Origin of the sequence: Natrinema amylolyticum (assembly GCF_020515625.1) — an archaeon.
In the GTDB taxonomy this organism is placed as follows: domain Archaea; phylum Halobacteriota; class Halobacteria; order Halobacteriales; family Natrialbaceae; genus Natrinema; species Natrinema amylolyticum.
On sequence record NZ_JAIWPJ010000001.1, the window covers coordinates 1,907,266 to 1,926,810 of the forward strand.

At 66.1% G+C, this 19,545-nt stretch carries 24 protein-coding genes; 12 read left to right on the forward strand and 12 right to left on the reverse strand.

What is annotated here, in order from left to right; genetic code table 11:
- Nucleotides 1-3: 3 nt before the first annotated feature.
- Entirely contained in the window at nt 4-927 is a 924-nt protein-coding gene (locus LDH66_RS09365) for an NAD-dependent epimerase/dehydratase family protein (RefSeq protein WP_226480785.1), read from the forward strand.
- A gap of 43 nt (nt 928-970) precedes the next feature.
- On the opposite strand, the gene LDH66_RS09370 is transcribed toward LDH66_RS09365, so the two are convergent.
- The gene (locus tag LDH66_RS09370) at nt 971-1,993 is read right to left on the reverse strand and encodes a PrsW family intramembrane metalloprotease (RefSeq protein WP_226480786.1); all 1,023 of its coding nucleotides are present in this window, start codon (nt 1,991-1,993) and stop codon (nt 971-973) included.
- A gap of 424 nt (nt 1,994-2,417) precedes the next feature.
- On the opposite strand from LDH66_RS09370, the gene LDH66_RS09375 reads away from it, so the two are divergent.
- Together LDH66_RS09375 and LDH66_RS09380 are read left to right on the forward strand one after the other, a co-directional pair.
- A complete protein-coding gene (locus LDH66_RS09375; protein ID WP_226480787.1) occupies nt 2,418-2,795 on the forward strand; it encodes a DUF7532 family protein in 378 nt (125 codons plus the stop codon).
- A gap of 82 nt (nt 2,796-2,877) precedes the next feature.
- Nucleotides 2,878-4,317 carry a ribonuclease FAU-1 family protein gene (locus LDH66_RS09380; RefSeq protein WP_226480788.1) on the forward strand — a complete coding sequence of 480 codons (1,440 nt, stop codon included), beginning with the start codon at nt 2,878-2,880 and terminating at the stop codon, nt 4,315-4,317.
- Nucleotides 4,318-4,653: 336 nt separating this feature from the next.
- Here the strand turns inward: LDH66_RS09380 and LDH66_RS09385 are convergent, their stop codons facing one another.
- The 4 genes from LDH66_RS09385 to LDH66_RS09400 form a co-directional block, all read right to left on the reverse strand.
- Nucleotides 4,654-4,908, reverse strand: a complete 255-nt coding sequence (locus LDH66_RS09385) for a hypothetical protein (protein WP_226480789.1) — start codon at nt 4,906-4,908, stop codon at nt 4,654-4,656.
- 145 nt (nt 4,909-5,053) lie between these two features.
- Nucleotides 5,054-5,512 (reverse strand): NUDIX hydrolase, encoded by a 459-nt coding sequence (locus tag LDH66_RS09390; protein ID WP_226480790.1) that lies wholly within the window; start codon nt 5,510-5,512, stop codon nt 5,054-5,056.
- A 106-nt stretch (nt 5,513-5,618) separates the two neighbouring features.
- Nucleotides 5,619-6,608 carry a bile acid:sodium symporter family protein gene (locus LDH66_RS09395; RefSeq protein ID WP_226480791.1) on the reverse strand — a complete coding sequence of 330 codons (990 nt, stop codon included), beginning with the start codon at nt 6,606-6,608 and terminating at the stop codon, nt 5,619-5,621.
- Nucleotides 6,609-6,796: 188 nt separating this feature from the next.
- Entirely contained in the window at nt 6,797-6,931 is a 135-nt protein-coding gene (locus LDH66_RS09400; protein ID WP_226480792.1) for a DUF7560 family zinc ribbon protein, read from the reverse strand.
- A 260-nt stretch (nt 6,932-7,191) separates the two neighbouring features.
- On the opposite strand from LDH66_RS09400, the gene LDH66_RS09405 reads away from it, so the two are divergent.
- Entirely contained in the window at nt 7,192-7,965 is a 774-nt protein-coding gene (locus tag LDH66_RS09405) for an SDR family oxidoreductase (protein ID WP_226480793.1), read from the forward strand.
- Between the two features lie 25 nt (nt 7,966-7,990).
- Here the strand turns inward: LDH66_RS09405 and LDH66_RS09410 are convergent, their stop codons facing one another.
- The gene (locus LDH66_RS09410; protein WP_226480794.1) at nt 7,991-8,425 is read right to left on the reverse strand and encodes a hypothetical protein; all 435 of its coding nucleotides are present in this window, start codon (nt 8,423-8,425) and stop codon (nt 7,991-7,993) included.
- Between the two features lie 105 nt (nt 8,426-8,530).
- Here LDH66_RS09410 and LDH66_RS09415 point away from each other — a divergent pair, with 105 nt between their 5' ends.
- The 3 genes from LDH66_RS09415 to LDH66_RS09425 all read left to right on the forward strand — a co-directional run bounded on the left by LDH66_RS09415 (nt 8,531) and on the right by LDH66_RS09425 (nt 9,571).
- A complete protein-coding gene (locus LDH66_RS09415; RefSeq protein ID WP_226480795.1) occupies nt 8,531-8,875 on the forward strand; it encodes a helix-turn-helix domain-containing protein in 345 nt (114 codons plus the stop codon).
- 1 nt (nt 8,876) lies between these two features.
- The gene (locus LDH66_RS09420; RefSeq protein ID WP_226480796.1) at nt 8,877-9,197 is read left to right on the forward strand and encodes a DUF7521 family protein; all 321 of its coding nucleotides are present in this window, start codon (nt 8,877-8,879) and stop codon (nt 9,195-9,197) included.
- 104 nt (nt 9,198-9,301) lie between these two features.
- Complete coding sequence (locus LDH66_RS09425; RefSeq protein WP_226480797.1) at nt 9,302-9,571, forward strand: hypothetical protein; 270 nt, start codon at nt 9,302-9,304, stop codon at nt 9,569-9,571.
- A gap of 43 nt (nt 9,572-9,614) precedes the next feature.
- Here LDH66_RS09425 and LDH66_RS09430 read toward each other — a convergent pair whose 3' ends face one another.
- Complete coding sequence (locus LDH66_RS09430; RefSeq protein WP_226480798.1) at nt 9,615-10,721, reverse strand: aldo/keto reductase; 1,107 nt, start codon at nt 10,719-10,721, stop codon at nt 9,615-9,617.
- Between the two features lie 124 nt (nt 10,722-10,845).
- Here LDH66_RS09430 and LDH66_RS09435 point away from each other — a divergent pair, with 124 nt between their 5' ends.
- The 3 genes from LDH66_RS09435 (at nt 10,846) to LDH66_RS23280 (ending at nt 12,409) form a co-directional block, all read left to right on the forward strand.
- Nucleotides 10,846-11,061: a hypothetical protein gene (locus tag LDH66_RS09435; protein WP_226480799.1), complete on the forward strand. Its 216-nt coding sequence runs from the start codon at nt 10,846-10,848 to the stop codon at nt 11,059-11,061.
- A 120-nt stretch (nt 11,062-11,181) separates the two neighbouring features.
- Nucleotides 11,182-12,078 carry an acyltransferase gene (locus LDH66_RS09440; protein ID WP_226480800.1) on the forward strand — a complete coding sequence of 299 codons (897 nt, stop codon included), beginning with the start codon at nt 11,182-11,184 and terminating at the stop codon, nt 12,076-12,078.
- A 223-nt stretch (nt 12,079-12,301) separates the two neighbouring features.
- On the forward strand, nt 12,302-12,409 hold the full coding sequence (locus tag LDH66_RS23280) for a DUF7563 family protein (RefSeq protein WP_425492899.1): 108 nt from the start codon (nt 12,302-12,304) through the stop codon (nt 12,407-12,409).
- A gap of 69 nt (nt 12,410-12,478) precedes the next feature.
- On the opposite strand, the gene LDH66_RS09445 is transcribed toward LDH66_RS23280, so the two are convergent.
- The 3 genes from LDH66_RS09445 to LDH66_RS09455 all read right to left on the reverse strand — a co-directional run bounded on the left by LDH66_RS09445 (nt 12,479) and on the right by LDH66_RS09455 (nt 15,654).
- Complete coding sequence (locus LDH66_RS09445) at nt 12,479-14,134, reverse strand: preprotein translocase subunit SecD (RefSeq protein WP_226480801.1); 1,656 nt, start codon at nt 14,132-14,134, stop codon at nt 12,479-12,481.
- Nucleotides 14,131-15,015, reverse strand: a complete 885-nt coding sequence (secF, locus tag LDH66_RS09450) for a protein translocase subunit SecF (protein WP_226480802.1) — start codon at nt 15,013-15,015, stop codon at nt 14,131-14,133. The genes LDH66_RS09445 and secF overlap by 4 nt, the downstream gene beginning before the upstream one ends.
- Nucleotides 15,016-15,180: 165 nt before the next feature.
- Nucleotides 15,181-15,654, reverse strand: coding sequence for a DUF5812 family protein (locus tag LDH66_RS09455; protein WP_226480803.1), 474 nt, complete (start codon nt 15,652-15,654; stop codon nt 15,181-15,183).
- 554 nt (nt 15,655-16,208) lie between these two features.
- Here LDH66_RS09455 and LDH66_RS09460 point away from each other — a divergent pair.
- Both LDH66_RS09460 and LDH66_RS09465 read left to right on the forward strand, forming a co-directional pair.
- Nucleotides 16,209-17,504, forward strand: a complete 1,296-nt coding sequence (locus tag LDH66_RS09460) for a glucose-6-phosphate isomerase (protein WP_226480804.1) — start codon at nt 16,209-16,211, stop codon at nt 17,502-17,504.
- A gap of 102 nt (nt 17,505-17,606) precedes the next feature.
- Nucleotides 17,607-18,728 (forward strand): CPBP family intramembrane glutamic endopeptidase, encoded by a 1,122-nt coding sequence (locus LDH66_RS09465; protein WP_226480805.1) that lies wholly within the window; start codon nt 17,607-17,609, stop codon nt 18,726-18,728.
- A 62-nt stretch (nt 18,729-18,790) separates the two neighbouring features.
- Here LDH66_RS09465 and LDH66_RS09470 read toward each other — a convergent pair whose 3' ends face one another.
- Both LDH66_RS09470 and LDH66_RS09475 read right to left on the reverse strand, forming a co-directional pair.
- Entirely contained in the window at nt 18,791-19,249 is a 459-nt protein-coding gene (locus tag LDH66_RS09470) for an NOB1 family endonuclease (protein WP_226480806.1), read from the reverse strand.
- Between the two features lie 4 nt (nt 19,250-19,253).
- Entirely contained in the window at nt 19,254-19,499 is a 246-nt protein-coding gene (locus LDH66_RS09475; protein ID WP_222916334.1) for a PRC-barrel domain-containing protein, read from the reverse strand.
- Between the last annotated feature and the right edge of the window lie 46 nt (nt 19,500-19,545).

Genomic DNA, 19,545 nt, shown 5'->3' on the forward strand with positions numbered 1-19,545 from the left:
GATATGACCGAATCACGGACGCCGGAGTTCGACCACGACGTAGAGACTGCCGTCGTCACGGGCGCGACCGGCGACGTGGGATCGTGGGTCGTCGACCGACTGGCGGACCGGGGCGTCAGCGTCGTCGGCCTCGATCTCGAGCGGCCCGACGGCGTGCGGGCGAACGCCGAGTTTCGAGCCGTCGACCTGACCGAACAGGGGCCGACCTGGGAGACCATCGCCGAGGTCGACCCCGACGCTGTCGTCCACCTGGCGGCGATGTCGGATCCCAACTCCAACCCCGGAACGCGACTCTTCGAGAACAACGTCACGAGCGCGTACAACGTGCTGGTCGCGGCCGGCCGGGCCGAAACGGACGTCGTCTGGACCTCCTCGCAGGCGGCCTACGGCGCGCTGTTTTCGGAGAGCGAGTGGACGCCCGACTTCCTCCCGATCGACGAGACCCACGACCGCCGGCCCGAGGATCCCTACGGACTGTCGAAGCTCTGCGGGGAAGAGAGCGCTCGAGCGATCGCGCGCCGGTACGGCATCTCCGTCACCACGATCCGGCCGGCGACCGTCTTCTCGCCGGACGGCACCCGGGCGCGGCCGTCGGAGGACGGCTCGGATCTCGCGGACGAGGCGTCGGGCGGGAACTTCGGCGCCTATGTCGACGTCCGCGACATCGCGCGCCTGATCGAGGCGGCGCTCGCGAGCGACCACGACGGCCACGAGGCGGTGCTGGCGGTCGCCGACGAGAACTACCTCGGCCGGCCCACGAGAGAGTTGGTCGAAGCGGTTTGCGGCGACCTGCCGGCCGACTGCGATCTCGAGGGGAAGGAGTCCGCGCTCTCGAACGCGAAGGCCGCCGCCCTCCTCGACTGGACGCCCGCTCACTCGTGGCACGACGGCGACGGGGGAGACGCGTCCGGCCCGACGTGGCTGTGATGGAACTCGCCTCGAGCGGACGGCGGTCGGACGATGCGAGCGGTCAGCGCTGTGGCGGCTCGAACTCGGTCAGCTCCGGCCGCGAGTCACCGTCGATGTCGCTCGTCGCGGTCTGGTAGGTCCGACGGTAGCGAGCGATCTTGCGGTAGAGGTAGTAACCGATCGCGAGGTCGTAGAGCACCACGTACCCCACGAACGCCAGTCCGAAGCCGATCGGGAGGAGCTCGGTGAGGATCCCGGGAACGATTCCGACCGTGACGTTGTACGTTCCGTGGACAAAGGCGGCGACGAGCAGCCCCTTGAGGACGATCGGACCGGCGTAGTCACGGTTGAACTTCGCCAGTCCGAGGTAGTAGCCCGCGATCGCAGAGTAGATGACGTGGCCGGGACCGGCCAGCGCGCGGACCGTCGCGATTCCGCCCGCGGTGAAGAGCACGCTGGCCTCGGGTTCGGCCTCGCCGACGACCCGGCCGATGTAGATCGCGTTCTCGATGGCCGCAAAGCCCAGTCCCGCGACGGCACCGTAGACCGCCCCGTCGATGACCGCGTTGAAACTGGTACTTCGGTAGGCGAACACCTGGACGGCGAGTAACTTGACCGTCTCCTCGATCGGACCGACGATCAGGTAGAAAAAGAAGAGGCTGCCGAGAAACCCGGCACCGAACAGCGGCCGCGTGAACGAGTTGACGACCGCGGCGAACGTCGCGAACAGGATCGCCAGCAGGAAGGTCACGACGAGCAGGCGGAGCGGTTCGCTCGTCGTGATATCTGCATACCAGATGTACGCTGCGAGCAGTCCCGCGGGGACGACCGAGAGTGCGAAGAAGATCCCGATGAACGGATCCTCGAGGACGAGCGCGGCCGGCGAAACGAGCAGGGAGAGCGTGATCGCGATCGCGACCAACAGGACGATCGCTCGAAACCCGTAGCTGATCGCGTTGTAGAGTGTGTACGCGAACAAGTCCGGTATCGATCGCGGTTCCCACGTGGAGACGTCGTAGAGGTCCGTCGACCCGTCTCCACTTCGCTCTTCGGCTCGTTCGACCGGGTCGCGCCTTCGCTGCATGGTCGTGTCTCTAGCGGCCGGGCCAGTATAGGTTCGGCAACCGGCGACTCGGGAACGAGGGGACCGCTCCGGCAGTCACGGGCGAACTTCGGGCCCTCCGTTCAGTGGACGGAACCGGTCGGCACGGGGACCGTGACCCTCGCCGCGTCGAAATTCGAGTCAGTCAGCGCTGTGGAGCGGTACGAGTCCGCAGTTCGGGCAGCCGTTATGTTTCGTCGTTTGATAGTGTAATTCGGAGTCACAGTTCTCGCACTGGTAGTGGGATTCTGCCATTACGTATCGGCAGGCCAGAGAGGCTCATATGCTTTGCGTGGGAGGTGTTGACGAAAGTAGTCGTCCGGCGAGCACCGCCGTCCGTGCCCGCCAACGCGACGGATGGTCCGGACTCGGAATCATCAAAGGGCTCCCGGCCCAACCGGCGGGTATGCACTTCGATCAGCGAACCCAGCGGGCGCTTCGCGACGTCGGCCTCGAGACCGAGGACCTCCGGGCTGCCTCGGAGGCGGTCGTCGAGGCCGTCGCCGAGGACGCGGCGGCGCTCGAGGCCTTCTTCGACGAGCACGACACTGTCTACTCCGACATGGAGATGGCTCACTCGAGCTCGGCGTATCCCGAGCACGACGTCGAGTACGCCGATCTCACGACCCACGCCGACGAGATGCGGGGCTGGCTCCGATTCGAGACGTGGGGCATCTACGTCGAGGACGGGCGGATCCTGGACGAGGGGTACGTCGAACTCTCTCTCGGGCCGACGATTAACGACCGCGTTCGGTTCGCGGCCGACCGCGAGACGCTGCGGTGATTCCCGTGCGCGAGACAGGGCTCAGCGCGCTCGAGCGGTCTCTACAACGACGGACTGCCCGCACACTCGCGGAGAGAGATCGATGACGACGGCTCGAGTCCGCGGTATCTACACGACGGCAGTGACGCAACTCCTGAGCGAAGCCGACTGCGAGGTCGTCCAGGCCTCCGAACCGATCCGGGAGCGCTTCGAGCGGTCGTTCGACGCAGCCCCGGCCGACGTCTCGATCGAGACGACCCGCGATCGACTGGGCGTTGCGGTCTCGGGCGATCCCGACGCGGTCGAGACGGTCGCGGGCGAACTCGCGGGGCTCGCCGTCGATACCTTCCGCTGGGACGACGACGTCCCCCGCGGCGCGGTCTTCGACGCGGAAGTGCTCGAGGCCGGCGGCGGCAGCGGCGCGGTCGTCGACCTCGGAGACGGCCGGCGGGGGTTCCTCAAATACGACGACGCCGATAGCTACGTCGACGCCGGCAACCGGTACCGGGTGCAGGTTCACGAGCCCGCACCGCCGTGGGACGACGACCGCCCGCTCGTGCGGCCGACGCTCGAGGTCGGGGGCGGGCTCTGTACCCTCTCGCGGGATCGGACCGGCGTCTCGGCGGCGCTGCGCGGCGAGCGCGGGGAGGAACTCGTCGGCATGACCGATCTGCTCTCCGTCGACGTCCCCGAGGGATGGGGGCTGCGCTGGCAACACGCCGCCGCCGACGCCGACCTCGAGGCGATGGGCACCGCCCTCGAGGACGCCGCGAGGCGAGTGCGAGCGCTCGAGGACGCCCTCGCCGACGCACCGGACGACCCGGACGAGCCGGGGCTGCTCGCCGCGCCCCGGACGACGGAGTGGTGCTGGTTCGGCCGCGAGTCCCGGTTCGCGCTGGACGGCGTTCGACGCCGAGTCGAGACCACGATGCCGGGCCACCATCGAACGAAAGCGGCCGATCGGGCCGCGAGCGCGGCGGTCGACTTCGCCGAGGCCGTCTGCGGTTCGATGGGGGACGACGCCGGCGTCGAGGGCGACGCGTTCCCCTTCGCCGCGGTCGCTCGCCAGTTCGGCCCGACCGGGGGCGACCGCCTCGAGATCGGCCACGGCAAGCCCGACGGCCGGCTCATCTCGCTGGGCCGCGGCGAGGTCACCGACTGGGACCCCGAAGGGAAGATAACTCTCGAGCGCTCCATGAGCGGCGGCGGGAGCTACGACGCGCTCGGCGTCCCGAAGGCCTCGGGCGACGTCGCCGTGACGAAGTTCCGCGAGGGGCGCTGGTGGTATCCGACGACGTACAAGGCCGCCGACGGCACGTCGAAGGGGACCTACGTCAACGTCTGTACGCCGGTCGAGCTGTTCCCCGACACGGTCCGGTACGTCGACCTCTACGTCGACGTGATCCGACAGGGCAACGGGACGGTCGAAATCGTCGACGCGGACGAACTCGAGGCCGCCGTCGACGACGGACTGGTCTCCGAGGACCTGGCCGAGAAAGCGATGGACGTAGCGGAAGCCGTCGAGCGCGCGCTCTCGAAATAGGATTTCGTCTCGATCTGTGCTTTCGATGGGTCTCGCACTCGAGAGAGCCGTGAATGGAACGAGTAGGGCAGGAACGTGATCCCGACAGAGACGAGTGCCCTGCTACCGTGTCAACGGGGAATCGCCACGTCCTCCCCAGCCGATTCGCTCGGTCATTCTTCCCTCGCTCATCCCTCGCGCGGCCTCGTCGGCCGCCCTCACTATCGTTCGGACGGCCGCCAGCACGCGCCACCACACGGCGGTCGGCTGAGACAGAGTGAGATGCCGGTGCTTGTACTGACCGCTGTAGAGTGATGAACTTGAGAAGCGAGGCGATGACGTCCCCCGGTCGCGATCTTATTCCGACCGGTCGTCGGGCGCGTGGATCTCGTCGTCGAGGACGATCTCGAGGCGGCCGTCCGCGAACAGTCGGTCGATCTGGCCGTGCGTAAATTTGCCGTCGCAGTCCTCGCCGACGAACGTGACGAGGCGGTCGGTCTGCTCGACGACGGTCGCGAGCGAACTCCCGGTTCGGTAGTGGTAACGAACGGTCGCTCCGGGGTGGAGCGCCTCCGCGGTGACGCTGAGGTACTCCCGGCGGTGGAGGGTCATTACCCGGAAACGCCCTGAAATCGGTATAGGCTTTCTGGCTGCTGCCTGCGCCGCTTTGATGCGTTCCAACCGGGACCGATCAAACGCGAGGGTCTCGAGGGCTTCGAGAGCGTCGAGGGGCCTCGAAGCGGTCCGTTCGGGTCGCTCAGTCCGAGGCGCTCGCGACCGCCTCGGGTCCGGGAACGGTCGGGAGCAGGCCGACGTACTCGTCGAGGTCGAGCGCGAACTCACCGTCCCCGACGGTCGTCGGCCGAACCCAGCGGAACTCGAACTCGGACCCGTGTTCTCCCCCGCCGTCGGTGACGGTGTGAGTCCACCGATCTCGGGGCTCGTGCACCCTCGAGTGGAAGAAGTGACGCACGTACCGCCTGCCTTCGCGTCGCGTCCAGATATCGGTCGTCAGGCGTCGGGTCCCGTTCAACGTCACGAGGCCGCTCTCCTCGCGGACCTCCCTGAACAGCGCCTCCCGCGGTGATTCGCCCGTCTCGAGCGTTCCCTTCGGGATCTGCAGTCCGTCGTGTCCGGGCCCCTCGAAGACCAAAAGCTCGCCCGTCCCGCGCGTGATGTACGCGCACGCCTTCTGAACGTACGTGACTTCGTTCATGATACCAAGTAACACACTGTTCCGCCGTAAAAACCTATCATAGGTGTGATTAAAGGACTATAAGGAAATCATGTGATCGGTTCGGCCCCCGATATCTCCGAGCGTCTCAGTCGGAGGCGACGGCCGGTTCCCCCTCCCCGACGGGCGCGTCGCCATCGAGTCGCGTGAACAGGGTCGCGAGCGCCGGCCCGGAGACGTTGTGCCAGACGCTGAAGAGCGCCGGGATCAGCGCGGCGCTCGGACTGAAGTGAGCCGTCGCGAGCGCGACCGCGAGGCCGCTGTTCTGCAGACCGACTTCGAACGCGCACGCTCTGGCTCGGTCTTCGGCCATGTTCGCCGCGTGGCCGACGGCGTAGCCGGCTCCCAGCCCGAGGCCATTGTGCAGCACGACTGCGAGGAAGACCAGAACGCTCGCGCCGAGGATCGTCTCGACGCTGAGTCCGACGACGGCCGCGACGATGGCGACGATTGCGACCACGCTGATCGCAGGGAAGATCGAGAGCCCCGCCCGCGCGACCGCCGGCGCGTACTCGTCGAGCACGTAGCGCAACGCGAGACCGCCGATGACCGGGAGCAGGACGACCTGCACGATCGACGTCGCCATCTCGGCGAACGTGACCGTGATCGACTCGCCCGCGAGCAGGACGATCCACGCCGGCATCACCAGCGGCGCGGCGATCGTCGTCAGCGACGTGATCGACACCGACAGCGCGACGTCGCCGCGACCGAGATAGGTCATCACGTTCGACGCGGTGCCGCCCGGCGCTGCGCCGACGAGGATCAGTCCGATACCGATCTCTTCCGGCAATCCGAGCGCGACGACGAGGGCGTAGGCGATCGTCGGCATCAGAATCCACTGGCCCATCGCCCCGATGAAGACGTCCCGCGGCCGCTCGAGGATCCGGCGGAAGTCCTCGGGGGTCAGCGTCAGCCCCATTCCGAGCATGATGATGCCCAGCAGCGGGGTGATGTATGGCGCGATCCAGGTGAACGCCTCGGGCGAATACAGTGCCAGCGGAGAGACGACCAGTACCCAGACGACGAAGTACTTACTTGTGAAATTACCTATCAGTTCCAGGGAGCGCTGTAACGTCATTCTCCCCTCACCACACTGGAAAGCATGCTCAGGCGTCTGTAGGTATGTTATATTAATACTACGGCTTCCGTGTTCGATCGTGTCCGCCTCGATACATGCGGCCGGCCGCAGTCAGCGACGGGCGGCGAGAGGACACGGCGCTCGAGCGACGAGTACGGAACCGCATGCGAGCGTCGATCGCAACGGAATCAGGTCGCGAAGTTGTCTTCGGCCACCGGCCGTCCGCAAACGGGGCAGCCGTTCGCCAGCGTCGCCTCGCGCATCGGGTCAGTCACCGGGATCTCTCGGCGACAGTCGGGGCAGGTAAATTCGTACGGTTTCATGGATCTGGGTGGTGTGCTCGCCGACTAGTTGTTCGCTCCCGTTCCGGATAGGGAGGTAACCCAGATATAGAGGGACGTATATAGGCGGCACGCCGGCGGCCGTATCGCTCACCGCCGAGTTCCGATCACGAGTGCGTGACACGGCTGCTCGAGGCCGACCGCTCGCGGCGACCGGTACGAGAGCGCTCGGACGTGAGTCGTTTCCCTCGCCCGTCTCACGGGTAACTACATTGGTCCTTCGGGACGAATCCGGAGCCGGGATGCCCACTCGAACCCTTCTCACGGGCGCGACCGGAACGCTCGGGACGGCGCTGCGCCCTCGGTTGCGAACTGCGGGCCGCGACGTTCGGGCGGCGAGCCGTTCGCCGCCGTCCGACGGCGATGACGGTGCCTGGATCGCAATGGACCTGACCGACGGGACTGGCGTTCGCGAAGCCGTCGACGATGTCGACGTGGTCGTCCACGCGGCGACTGCGCCCCAGGGCGACACCGAGGCCGTCGACGTTCGCGGCACCGAACGGCTGCTCGAGGCGGCGGCCGACGCCGGCGTCTCGAATTTCCTCTACGTCTCCATCGTCGGCGTCGACAAGATCCCCTTCTCGTACTACGAGCACAAACTGGCGGCCGAGCGGGCCGTCGCGGCCAGCGCGGTCCCGTCGACGATCGTCCGCGCGACGCAGTTCCACTCGTTCGTTGCCGACATTCTCGAGACGGTCTCAAAACTGCCGGTCTGGCCGCTGCCGACGGGAATTCGGCTCCAGCCGATCGACGCGGGGGAGGCGGCGGACGCGATCGTCGAGCGCGCGATCCCCGAGTCGGCCGGCCGAGTGCCCGATATCGGTGGACCAGAGGTACGGACCGTCAGAGACCTCGCGACGACCTACCGCGACGTGCGCGGCCTGCGGCGACCAATCGTCCGCCTTCCACTTCCCGGCGAGACCGCGGCCGCGTTCAGAGCCGGCGACGGGCTCTGCCCGGATCGAACCGTCGGGTCGGTGACGTGGAAGGAGTGGGTCACGGCCAGATACGACTGATCGTTGCACGCGCGCCCCGTCCCGCTCACCAGAGGTTCGCCGCGACGAACGCGATCTGGACGATCACGAGCACCGCGAGGACCGCCAGCACGCACAGTTCGTAGTACCCGCGGTGACGGTCGAACTCGGGGGTGCCCTCGAGGACGGTTCCGAGCGCTCGGAGTCCGAGGTAGGTCGCTGCCACGAGCGCCGGGAAGAGCGCCAGCGCCACGGCCGTCGGCGCGTACTCCGGCCCGTAGTAGGTGCCGACGGTCCAGCGAATCCGAACGCTGTCCCCGAGTACCCGGGCGGACGCGAGACTCACTGCGACGCTTGCAAGCACGAGCAGGACGCCGCCGGCTGCCGTCGGTCGAAGCCGGCCGCCGGCGGGACTGGCACACAGCGCGGCCAGCCGCGTCACGACGCGGCGAAATCGGTGGGCGATCCGTCCGACCGTTTCCGAGCGACGAGTCGATGGCATCGTATTCGTCCGAACGGGACGCGGGACGAAAACCCGACCCGCACGACTGCAGCCGCTGCAGTCGTGGAAATCCCTTTACGTTCGTTCTCGGTACACGTCGGTACCGTGAGTGAGGAGCCGGATGTCGAGACGATCGGGACCCTGCTAGAGGACCCGACAGTGCGAACGATCCTCACCGAGACGAGCCAGAAACCCATGTCAGCGAGTACTCTGAGCGACCACTGCGACGCGTCCCGACCCACGGTGTACCGGCGACTGGAAGACCTCCGCGAGTGCGATCTCCTCGTCGAACGGACGAAGCCCGATCCCGACGGGGGCCACCACCGGACCGTCTACTCGACGAACCTCGAGCGGATCACGGTCGAGCTCCGAGACGACGGATTGCGCCTCCGTATCGACCGCCGCGAGGACATGGCGGACCGGTTTACGAGCTTAATCGAGGGGATGTGACGTGCGCTCGATACCGATCCAGCTCTGGGAGGCGTCCCCGGCCGAGTGGGTCGCGACGTTCGTGCAAGCGACCGACGTCCTGAGTGCGCTCATCGGCCTGTTCATCGCCTATCAGGCCTATCGCGGCTACCGGCGAAACGACAGTCGGCCGATGCTGGTCATCGCCGTCGGCTTCCTCTTTGCGCTCGCAGTCCCCTTCCTCCTCGTGGTTCTCTACGTGCTGGTCCCGTTCCTTTCGGAGACGTTCGTCGCCGTCCTCAGTCAGCTCAGCCAGATCTCGGGACTGCTCGCGATCCTGTACGCGCTCAGAATGCCGGCGTAACCCCGTCTCTTCCACCGGATCTCTTCGGGCAATCGACCGAACGGTTTAGGCGATACGAACAGACAAGGTGAACCGTTAAGTCTTGGTGGGCGTTAGCACGACTAATGAGCACGTTACACGACGAGATGTCCGACGTTCGGTCGGAGGTCGACGACGTGCGAACGCACCTCAGAGAGGAGGTCCCGGACCTGTTCGACTTCGACGTCACGGTCGGCAACATCACGTACAACGCGAACAGCAACAGCGTCTCGGTCACCGTCGAACCGAGCTCCGGAGCGCGAGAACAACTCTCCGATCAGTTCGGCGGCGTGAACGTGAAGACGGAGGGAAGACTCGAACTCGAGTTCCGGTTTACCGAAGCCGCGTCGGAGTAGGCCGGTTCGGCGGACCTGCCGCTCCCGCTCGAGGGCGGTCCGATCAGTCGGCCGCGAGCTTGTCGAGGCCGGCCGACTCGATGTCCGCGCCGTCGACCGACGAGCGCAGCGAGTCCATCCCGTCGTCGCGGTCGATGTCGAAGTCGTTCTCGTACAGCTCCGCGACGCGGGTCATCTCCTCCGCGGAGAGTTTGGGTACGTCGCTGGCGGCCGCCCACTCGTCGATATCGGCTTTCGTGCGGAACGTCGGCGTCACGGTCGCGACGGGATCGTGGCTCAGGAGCCACGCGATCGACGCCTGGCCCATCGTGCGCTCGCCGTCTCGCTCTCGCGAGCCCTGCTCGCTCGAGCCGGCCGCGGAGCCGTGCTCCGCGCGCTCCAGGAACCGAAGCCGCTCGAGTTTCTCCCAGCCGGTCTCGTACCACTCGTCGGGACGGAAGCCGCGGTGATCGCCCTCACCGAGTTCGGTCTCGGGCGTGACCTGCTCGTTTAAGATGCCCGAGGAGTGGGGGACGCGGGGGATCAGGCTGGTCGACGAGCCGGTCCGCTCGATCGTCTCGAGGAAGTGGTCGCCGACCTCCTGCTCGAGCATGTTCCAGACCAGTTGGACCGAGTCGAACTCCTCCTCGATCGCGAGGTCGCCCTCGGCGAGCCAGCCGATCGAGGGACCGAGCGCGAGGCCGGTGGCCTCGATCAGGCCCTCTTCCTCGAGTTCGTCCAGTAGCTCGAGCACGTCGGGAGTGATCTCGTCGACGTCCGCGTTGTGGAGTTGGAGCACGTCGACGGAGTCGACGCCGAGACGGTCGAGGCTCTTGTGGACGGCGTCCCGAAGGTACTCCGGATCCATCTCCTTGGGGAGTTCGCCGTGGCCGGCCTGGGGGTTGTCGTAGAAGTCGTAGCCGACCTTCGTCGCGATCGTAACCTCGTCGCGGACCTCGGCGAGCGCCCGCCCGACCAGTTCCTCGCTGTTGCCGTGACCGTAGACGTCGCCCGTGTCGAAGTAGGTGATCCCCTGCTCGACGGCGTACCGCAGCATCTCGATCGCGTCGTCGTCCGAGCGGTCGCCCCACCAGTCAGTTCCGACGGTCCACGCGCCGAAACCGACTTCGCTGACCTCGACTCCGGAGTCGCCGAGTTCGCTGTGTTGCATGTTCGGCCCTTCGTAGCGGGGGAACTTATGGTGAACGGAACGGTCGAGCGACCGGTCCGAACGGGTTCGGGACGCCGATCGCTCGAGTCGAATCCTTCTTGCCCCGCGGCTGACAACTGTGGGTATGGACGGTTCCCGCGCTCGGCCCCGGCGTTCCGGCCGACTCCTGTTGGCGGTCCTCCTCGCTCTCGTCCCGCTCGGACTCCTCGTCGCGCGATACCTCGAGATTCCCGGGGACCGCGTCACGATCGGCGCTGTTGCGGGGGGCATTCTGCTCGTGGTCGGCGCGCTCGCACTGCCCGCGCTGCTCCTCTCGAGTTGGCAGTCGACAGAGGAGTGACCGCGAGGTCTCGATCAGCTCATCCGAGCCGACCGAACGGGTAACCCTCACGCCAGTGGGTCCGGCAACCGGGACCGCACAACCGAACCCCTATGAACTCGGCGAGCAATACCTCGGAGTATGACAAAGCGGTACGTGTCGCTCCCCGAGGAGGCGGAAACGGGGATGCGCGAGTTCATCGACGAGGTCGATCGACGACTCTCGAGCGACGAGGACACCTGCTCGGTCGTCGAGGACGTCCTGATCGACCTCTCGGGCGACCGCGAGGCCTACGAACGCTGGCAGGACGGCGAGTCCGTTTCGGCGGCCGAGCGCGTCCGTCTGCAGAGCTACGATCCCTGTAACACGACCCTCGAGAGCGAGTACTACGCCGAGAAAGACGAGGAGCAGTTCCGCCGCTCGAAGCACCTCCAGTGGCTCTGGCGACAGTTCGACAGCCTGCCGATCGCGGACAACGTCGAGTTCGCCCTGCGGTTCCGACGGATGCTCGCTGATCACCTTTTCGAGGACTGCGGCGATAACTGTCGCTTCTTCAAGGGAATCTCGTTCACCTACGGTCACAACATCACGATCGGGGACAACACGGTCGTCCACGACGACGTCCACCTGGACGACCGCGGGAAACTCACGATCGGTGACCGCGTCTCGATCTCTGACGGCGTCCACATCTACAGTCACGATCACGACGTCGTCGACCAGACCGAGGTCCGCAACTACCACACCATCGTCGAGGACGACGTCCGCCTCACCTACGACGCGATGGTCCGCGCCGGCTGCAAGGTCGGCGAAAACGCCATCGTCGGCGCGCGCGGCATCGTCCAGAACGACGTCCCCGCCCACCACATCGCGATCGGGATGCCGGCCAAGAGCGTCAAAATCAAACCCGGCTGGGAGGACGTCGCCACGCCGATCGACGACGCCGGCACCAACCGACAGGACGAGCGCCACCTCGCGTACGACCTCCCCGACGACCTCGAGGTCTTCGACGAGTTCCAGCGCGACCTGCAACAGCCCTAGTATCGCCTCGGGAGCAGCCCGTCGGACGGCCGGCGACCGTTGCACGTGCTGACCGTCGTTTCGACCGGCGGGCGAGGCAACGGTTCTGTGATCGGGGTTCTGCGATCGATCTCGAGCACGCGATAGCACTGCGTGTATTCGGTCGAGTCCGTCCTCGAGCGCCGGTTGCGAGCGCAGGCTAGCCGCTATTTATCGTCCCGCCGTTCGGTACGATGGTGATTTGATGCCGATCTGTACTACCTGTGAGAACCCCGTCTCGTACGATTTCGCGCGCGTTTACGGAGAGAACGGAGCCGTCGACTGGTGTCCGCGGTGTCGCAATACGCACTGAGGCGGATTACGGATCGATTGTTCTGAGAAGTTTCGGGCTGAAAGAGCCGACTGACGGAATCGAGACGCGTCAGCGGTCGGTCAGCAGGCGTCGCAGGATGTCACCGTAGGCGGGCCGGGTGATGAGTACCCCGATGAGCACGCCGAGGATGGTGATGATGGCGAAGCCCTTCAGATCCCCGAGGCTCAGGACCGCGAGCGGCGAGAGGGCGACGATTGTCGTCGCCGCGGCGGCACCGATGACCCAGAACGCCTTCCGGAACCGCGACTGGAAGACCCGCACTGAGCTGACGTCGCCTTCGTCCATCACCTCGTCGGCGATGATCACGAGGTCGTCGACCCCGGTCCCGACGACGGCGATGAATCCGGCGACGTGGGAGAGGTCCAGCGGCATGCGTATCAGCGCCGCGAACCCGAGTAGGATCACGACTTCCGCCAGCGCCGTGACGATCATCGGGAGGGCGATGCGCGCGTCCGTGTATCGAGCGTAGACGACGCCGCTGACGGTGAGAACCGAGAGCAGTCCGATCAGCAGCGAGTACTGCTTGAACTGGTCGGCGTGGCCCGGCGTGATCGAGTAGACCTGGGCGCTCTCGGGACTCAGGTCGAGTGGCGCACGCAGGCTCCCGGCCCGGAGGTTAACGGAGAGCGACTGGGCCTCCTGTTGACTCGGCGCGCCCATCTGGAAGGTCGGATCGTTAGTCCAGGTACCGGCGATCATCCCGTCGGCGAGGCTCCCCATCGAGTGGGCGTCGACGACCTCACCGTCCGAGACCGTCAGCAGACAGTACTGTTGGCCCTCGTGGTCGAAGCTGACGGTTCCGTTCGCTTCGGGGAGGTTACACGCGCCCTGTGGCGTATACCCCTCGTCGAGGAAGCCGTATCGATCCATGTCCCGTTGGAAATTCTCCGCGGGTTCACCCTCCTTTACCTGCACGGGGACCATGTATCCCTGGGACTGCCCTTGCGGACCCTGTGGCTGCCGGGGCGGGTCGACGTTGGCGATGTCGTCGTGGGTCAACACTGTCTCGTTCCGCTGGGTCCCGTTTTCGTCCGGGAAGTAGGCGACGACCTCGACGACCCCGCGCTCGGAGAGCAGCGAACGGAGTTCGTCGGAGCCCATGTTGGGGACTTCGACGACGATGTAGTTGTTGCTGCGCGTGGTCTGCTCGTAGACCGAGCCGCCGGAGAGCCCGGCCTCGTTGATTTTCGTCTGGAGCGTCCCGATCATCTCGTTACGGGTCTGCTCGGTGACGCCGTCGCGAATGTCGTCCTCGGACGCGTCGACGTCCGCCGACTGCAGCGCCGCGGCGAACTCCGCTCGTGTCACGTTGTCGGTGAAGACTTCGGCAGTGACGCTCCCGTCGTCGTGGACGGTGACTCGGGCGTCGGCCTGGTCCAGATCGAGTTCCTCGTACAACGTCGACTCGACCTCCTCGATGCGGTCCCCGTCGACCTGTCCGCTGTCACTGACCGCGCCGGTCTCGATATCTTCGGCGGTCATCCCGACGACGGGGGCTCTGATCCGGGTGCCGCCGTCGAGGCTGAGACCGAACTCGAGGTTGGTCGGACCACTGTCGACGCTCTCGTTGGCGGCGCTCTCGTTGGCGACGCTGTCGTCAGCGACGATGCCGCCGGGGACGAACAGCGCGATGACCGCGAAGGCGAGAAACGCCACGAGCAGGAGGACCCGCCAGTTCTCCTTGATGCCGTCTATCGGGCTCATGACCGTACCCCCTCGAACTTGTACCAGCGAAGTAAGCTCAGGTTCAGCATGTAGGTGTTCATCAGGTCGGCCGCGAGGCCGACGAACAGGATGATTCCGATCGATGCCAGGAGATCGATGCCGAGCACGAACGCCGCGACGCCCATCACGAGCATCGCGGCCATCGACGTGACGGTCATCGTGACACCGGTCCGCATCGCACGATGAGTACTCTCGTAGAAGTCACCGCTCCGACGCAGGACGTGGTTGTTCAACAGGATGTCGGAGTCGACCGAGTATCCGATGAGCATGAGCAGGCCGGCCACCGTCCCCAGCGAGAGCGAAATCCCGGCCAGTCGCATGAACGCAAGCGGGATCACGAGGTCGGAGAACGCGGAGATGACGATCGCGATCGACGGCACGAACGTCCGAAAGAGGATGAAGGCGATCGCGCTCATTCCGACGAACGCGACGACGAGGCCGAGCATGGCCGTGCGCTGACTCTCCTGGCCGAAACTCGCCGCGGTCGACGAGACCGACTGGACGATATCGCCGTTACCGGCCGGTTCCAGGTTCGATTCGGCCTGCTCTCGAAGCGTCGCCGAGTCGGAATCGGAGAACTGCACGATGTACTGGTTGTCGGTTCCCGTTCCGCCGACTTGTCGCACGGTTTCCGGTTCCGCGTCGAACGCCGCCCCGATATCGTCCTGGGGCGTCGACGTCTGCACCGTCAGTTCCGTCCCACCGGCGAAGTCCATTCCCATCGGGACCGGCGAGCCCAAGACGAGAAACGAACCGACGAGGACGAGCAGTGCCACTGCGAGGACCGCGAGCGGGACCGCCGCGAGCTGGCGGTTACTGTACCGGGTGTATTCGATCTCCGGTACGTCGAAATACGCCATATAACCGACCACTGGTATCCCCCCGAAGTAAGCCTTCTCAATTCCGACAGTCTGACCCCCACATTACGTGAGTGAGTCTCTGACGGTGAGGTCCCGGTGACCGCGCCGGCATTCAGTTCCGCAGACGGCACCGACGGGTCCGGCCGGTACGACTCGTGACCCGGGTTAGTCGGGGAGGTATCGCACGCTCAGTACGCCGTCGTCGGCCGACCGCCGCACTTCTACGCGGACCGCCTCGAGCCGGGCCGCTCGCGAGATCGTCTCCTCGTCCGCGAGCACGTCCTGCGCTGCGGGCTCGACCTCGCCCTCGGGCACGCTGAAAACGTGTATCTCGCCTGTCCCGGCCCGTTCTTCCTGTACCAAGTCGCCGAGGTCGGCCTCGGCCGCCAGTTCCTTCTCGTGCGTGGTCGGCTCGAGGTCGCTGTCGACCAGCTCGATCGTGCGCCTGTCCGCGACATCGATCACCTCCCAGGTGACCTCCATCGGTGGCTCGGGCGCGACGGTCGCCTCGAGGACGTCGTGGACCTCGAGGCCGGGGTTCGATCCGAGGGTGTGGACCTGTGCAGTCTCGACGTCGCGAACGACCGCTGATTCCGCTTCGGCGTGCGTGACGACGAACGTGCTCGTCTTCTCGGTCATGGGCGGTCGTAGGCGGAGGATCGGTTTCCGGATTTCGGCTTTCGATCACCGGTGGGACTCGAGGTTCGATGCGAGTCGCCGCTCAGTAGGCGTACGAATAGAACGATCGGATTTCGGGGAGAGAGGTCCCACATCGATACCCTGCCCCCGAACACTACCGGTGATGACACGCGTCCTGCTATCGTGGCGGCAGGGAATCGCCACGCCCTCCCCAGCCGATTTCTGCTCACGGGCGCGCAGCGCCCTCTGCTCACGGGCCGACGGCCCGTTCGCACGGTATGCGGGACCGCCGGTCCCGCACTATTCGTATGGTTCGCGGAACCTTCGGTTCCGCGCTAACGCTCGTTTCACTCGCTCATCCCTCGCGCAATATTGGCGGCCCCCCTCACTGTCGTTCGGTCGGCTGACAGCGCGCGCCACCGCATGTCGTCGACGAGTCCGAAGTGAGACGTGCTGTACAGGGTCGAGCGACATTCGAGTGCCGTCCCGCAGAACGCCTTCCGTCGCGACCCCGTCACGGAACGCCTTTATCGCAGGCGGTTGCGCCCTTGCGTATGAACGTCGATATCGGTAACGCGCTCGCGTCCGTCGCGTCGCCGGGCGTCTCGAGGGAGTCCCTCGAGCGCTTGGACGAGCAGGTGGCGGCCGCCCACGAGCGCATCGAGGCGGGAATGGCGAACGGAGAGCACGGCTACGAGGCGCTGAATCTGCCGGAACGGACTGATCCCGACGAAATTCGGGAAGCTGTCGAGCCGGTCACCGACGCCGAGGCGCTGATCACCGTCGGCATCGGCGGCAGTTCGCTGGGAGCGGCGACGATCGTCGACGCTCTGGAGTCGGACACCGAGACCGTCTTCCTCGACAACGTCGATCCCGAGTGGGTCTCGAGCGAACTCGAGCGACTGCCGCTCGAGAGCGCGGCGATCAACGTGGTCTCGCGGTCGGGGACGACGGCGGAGACGCTGGCGAACTTCCTCGTCGTTCGCGAGGCTTTCGAGGACGCCGACGTCGACTGGACCGAGAGGACCATCGTCACGACCGGCGAGTCCGGCCCTCTCCGCGACCTCGCGGACCGCCATGAGCTGCCGTCCCTGAAAGTCCCGAACGGCGTCCCCGGCCGCTTCTCCGCGCTGTCGGCCGTCGGCATGGTCGCGGCCGCAGTCTGTGGCCACGACCTCGAGGCGCTGCTCGCCGGCGCGGCCGCCGAGCGCGAGACGCTGTCGGGCTCGCTGTTCGACTGTCCCGCGTACGCCTATGGCGCGACGACGTACGCGCTGGATCAGCGGGGTGCCGGCATCAATGCGATGATGCCCTACGCGGAGTCCCTCGAGACGTCCGCGGAGTGGTTCGCCCAGCTGTGGGCCGAAAGCCTCGGAAAGGACGACCTCGGCCAGACGCCGGTACGGGCGCTCGGCGTCACCGATCAGCACTCGCAACTGCAGCTCTACCGCGCGGGCCCGCGGGACAAGCTCGTCACCTTCGTCACGACCGAAGAGAGCGCGGACCGACCGATTCCCGCCACCGACGTCGAGGACCTGGCGTACCTCGGCGACGCGACGCTGGGCGAACTGCTCGAGGCGGAGTTCGAGGCCACAGAGGCCAGCCTCGCGGCCGCCGGCCGGCCGAACGTCCGCGTCGAACTCGAGCGCGTCGACGAGTACGAACTCGGCGGGCTGCTGTACGCGATGGAAGCCGCCTGCGTGCTCGCGGGGGAACTCTACGGCGTGAACACGTTCGAGCAGCCGGCCGTCGAGTGGGCGAAGAAGGCGACCCGCGGGTTGCTCGGCGGCGGCGACTTCGAGGAGGCCGAGGCGGTCGCCGAGAAGACCGAGCTCCGGGTCGAGCGGTAGTCGACGACTGAGTGCCGAGTTACCCGACCCGAATCGGCGGTCGGAACGGGCCCCCTCGTCCGGTTGCGGTGTGCCTATGAGTCCGCGCACGAATAGTGAAATATGAGCGAGACTACACGGGCCGACGACGCTGGTCCGGTCGCGTCCGACGTGGTTCCCGGCATCGGAACCGTTCTCTCGGCGGTCACGATGGCCGCCATGCTCGCCCCCGTTCGCAGCGGCGTCGACGCTCCGGTCGTCCTGGCCGGGGCCGGGTTCGCCCTCGCCGCCGTCCTCGCGTTTCTGGCCCAGCGCCACGGCGGTCTCGAGGGGCGAATCGCCGGCCTGATCGCCGCCGGCTCGAGCGTCGCCGTCGTCCTGCTCGCCGGCTACGCGTTGAATCAGGGGGTCACGGCAGCGGCCACGCTGCCGACGGGGTCAGTGTCGATACCGATCGTTTTCGTCGCGTTCGTCACCGGTGGGCTCACCGCCGCCGCCGGAGTCGCCGACTACTACGGGATCAGTAGTGCGGGTCTCAAGCGGCGGAGTCTCCAGGTGATTATGCTATCGGGCGTCGGCGTCGCCGGACTCCTCGTCACGCCCTTCGTCGTCGCCATCCTCGCGATTCCGGTCCGCCCGCTGCTCGAGCCGGTCTCGCAGATCGAGAACACCGTTTTCACCCAGGTCTGCATGGCCATCGGCACGATGCTCGTCGCGGGGGGGTATCTCGCGATGACCGACCGCGACCTGTCCTTTATCGATCTCCGACGGCCGACGCTGCGGGACGTCGGCTGGACCCTCGGGGGACTGCTCGTCCTCTTCGGGGCGCTCTTCGTGATCTCCGCGCTCATGCAGTCGACAGGCGTCGAGAGCGCCGAGCACTCGACGACCCAGCGGGCCCAGGAGAGTCCGCAACTCATGCTCGTCCTAGTGCCGCTGGCCGTCCTGATCATCGGCCCGTTCGAGGAACTGCTCTACCGGAACGTGATCCAGAAGTCGCTGTACGACACGTTCTCGCGGTTCGGTGCCGTCGCCGTGGCCAGCGTCATCTTCGCCCTGGTACATGCACTCGCGTACGCGACCGCGGGACTGGGCGAAGTGATCGCCAGTCTCGGGACCATCTTCGGACTCGCACTCGTCCTCGGGACGATCTACGAGCGGACCGACAACCTCCTCGTGCCGGCGCTGATCCACGGGCTGTACAACGCGCTCCTCTTCGCGAATCTCTATTTCACCTACGGCTGATCGAGCGATCGACCTCGCCGGCGGCTACCGAATCGAACGATCAGATAAAACGTGACCGCGGACTACGACGGGTTCTTCCGAGCCAGCTCCGATCCGCAGATCGGACACCGGTCTTTCTCCTCGTCGAACTCGCGGCCACAGCCCTGACACTGATACTTCCAGTGGCGCTGTTCGTCGATTCCCTCCCGAGCGATCACCTCGACCGCGACGTTGAGCTTCTCAGCGACGTTTTGCATCGCGTAGTCGTCGGTCACCAGGGTGGCGTCGAGTTCGAAACTCGCCGCGACCAGCCGAACGTCAGTGTCCGAGAGGACCTCGAGGTCACCGGATTCGCGCGCCGCGCGCTCGACCTTCTCGGTGGTATCGCCGTTGGGAATGTGAATGTGCATCCCGGAGCCTTCCATCGCATCGTAGCGATAGGCGCTCTCGTCCTCGAGTTCTTCGCGGACGAGGGGAATAGTCGCAGTCTGTTCTGTCGTGTGGAAGTCGTGGATAAACGCCGAGGAGTCGAGAACGTACATACCGTTAGCGCTGAACGACGATGTAGTCTTTCACCGCTTGAACGCGGTTAACGGGAACGAGAAAGTGACCGGCGTCGTCGAGTTCGAAGTCGACCGCCCGCCGCGACAGTTCCTCGTCGGGCTCGATAACGAGATCGTGGAGTTTGCCGGATTTCAGATCCATCGTGATGTTGTAGAGCAGTCCGAGCTCGGTGCCGTCGGACCCCATGACGGACTTCCCCGAGAGGTTTTCAGCGAGTATATCGCTCATGCATGCCTGTACTTACTAATCGGTATTAAAGACCACGGGGTCTGTG

Coding starts and splice junctions, on each gene's coding strand:
- LDH66_RS09365 (WP_226480785.1), top strand. CDS start 4: ATGACCGAATCACGGACGCCGGAGTTCGACCACGACGTAGAGACTGCC.
- LDH66_RS09370 (WP_226480786.1), bottom strand. CDS start 1,993: ATGCAGCGAAGGCGCGACCCGGTCGAACGAGCCGAAGAGCGAAGTGGA.
- LDH66_RS09375 (WP_226480787.1), top strand. CDS start 2,418: ATGCACTTCGATCAGCGAACCCAGCGGGCGCTTCGCGACGTCGGCCTC.
- LDH66_RS09380 (WP_226480788.1), top strand. CDS start 2,878: ATGACGACGGCTCGAGTCCGCGGTATCTACACGACGGCAGTGACGCAA.
- LDH66_RS09385 (WP_226480789.1), bottom strand. CDS start 4,908: ATGACCCTCCACCGCCGGGAGTACCTCAGCGTCACCGCGGAGGCGCTC.
- LDH66_RS09390 (WP_226480790.1), bottom strand. CDS start 5,512: ATGAACGAAGTCACGTACGTTCAGAAGGCGTGCGCGTACATCACGCGC.
- LDH66_RS09395 (WP_226480791.1), bottom strand. CDS start 6,608: ATGACGTTACAGCGCTCCCTGGAACTGATAGGTAATTTCACAAGTAAG.
- LDH66_RS09400 (WP_226480792.1), bottom strand. CDS start 6,931: ATGAAACCGTACGAATTTACCTGCCCCGACTGTCGCCGAGAGATCCCG.
- LDH66_RS09405 (WP_226480793.1), top strand. CDS start 7,192: ATGCCCACTCGAACCCTTCTCACGGGCGCGACCGGAACGCTCGGGACG.
- LDH66_RS09410 (WP_226480794.1), bottom strand. CDS start 8,425: ATGCCATCGACTCGTCGCTCGGAAACGGTCGGACGGATCGCCCACCGA.
- LDH66_RS09425 (WP_226480797.1), top strand. CDS start 9,302: ATGAGCACGTTACACGACGAGATGTCCGACGTTCGGTCGGAGGTCGAC.
- LDH66_RS09430 (WP_226480798.1), bottom strand. CDS start 10,721: ATGCAACACAGCGAACTCGGCGACTCCGGAGTCGAGGTCAGCGAAGTC.
- LDH66_RS09435 (WP_226480799.1), top strand. CDS start 10,846: ATGGACGGTTCCCGCGCTCGGCCCCGGCGTTCCGGCCGACTCCTGTTG.
- LDH66_RS09440 (WP_226480800.1), top strand. CDS start 11,182: ATGACAAAGCGGTACGTGTCGCTCCCCGAGGAGGCGGAAACGGGGATG.
- LDH66_RS23280 (WP_425492899.1), top strand. CDS start 12,302: ATGCCGATCTGTACTACCTGTGAGAACCCCGTCTCGTACGATTTCGCG.
- LDH66_RS09445 (WP_226480801.1), bottom strand. CDS start 14,134: ATGAGCCCGATAGACGGCATCAAGGAGAACTGGCGGGTCCTCCTGCTC.
- secF (WP_226480802.1), bottom strand. CDS start 15,015: ATGGCGTATTTCGACGTACCGGAGATCGAATACACCCGGTACAGTAAC.
- LDH66_RS09455 (WP_226480803.1), bottom strand. CDS start 15,654: ATGACCGAGAAGACGAGCACGTTCGTCGTCACGCACGCCGAAGCGGAA.
- LDH66_RS09460 (WP_226480804.1), top strand. CDS start 16,209: ATGAACGTCGATATCGGTAACGCGCTCGCGTCCGTCGCGTCGCCGGGC.
- LDH66_RS09465 (WP_226480805.1), top strand. CDS start 17,607: ATGAGCGAGACTACACGGGCCGACGACGCTGGTCCGGTCGCGTCCGAC.
- LDH66_RS09470 (WP_226480806.1), bottom strand. CDS start 19,249: ATGTACGTTCTCGACTCCTCGGCGTTTATCCACGACTTCCACACGACA.
- LDH66_RS09475 (WP_222916334.1), bottom strand. CDS start 19,499: ATGAGCGATATACTCGCTGAAAACCTCTCGGGGAAGTCCGTCATGGGG.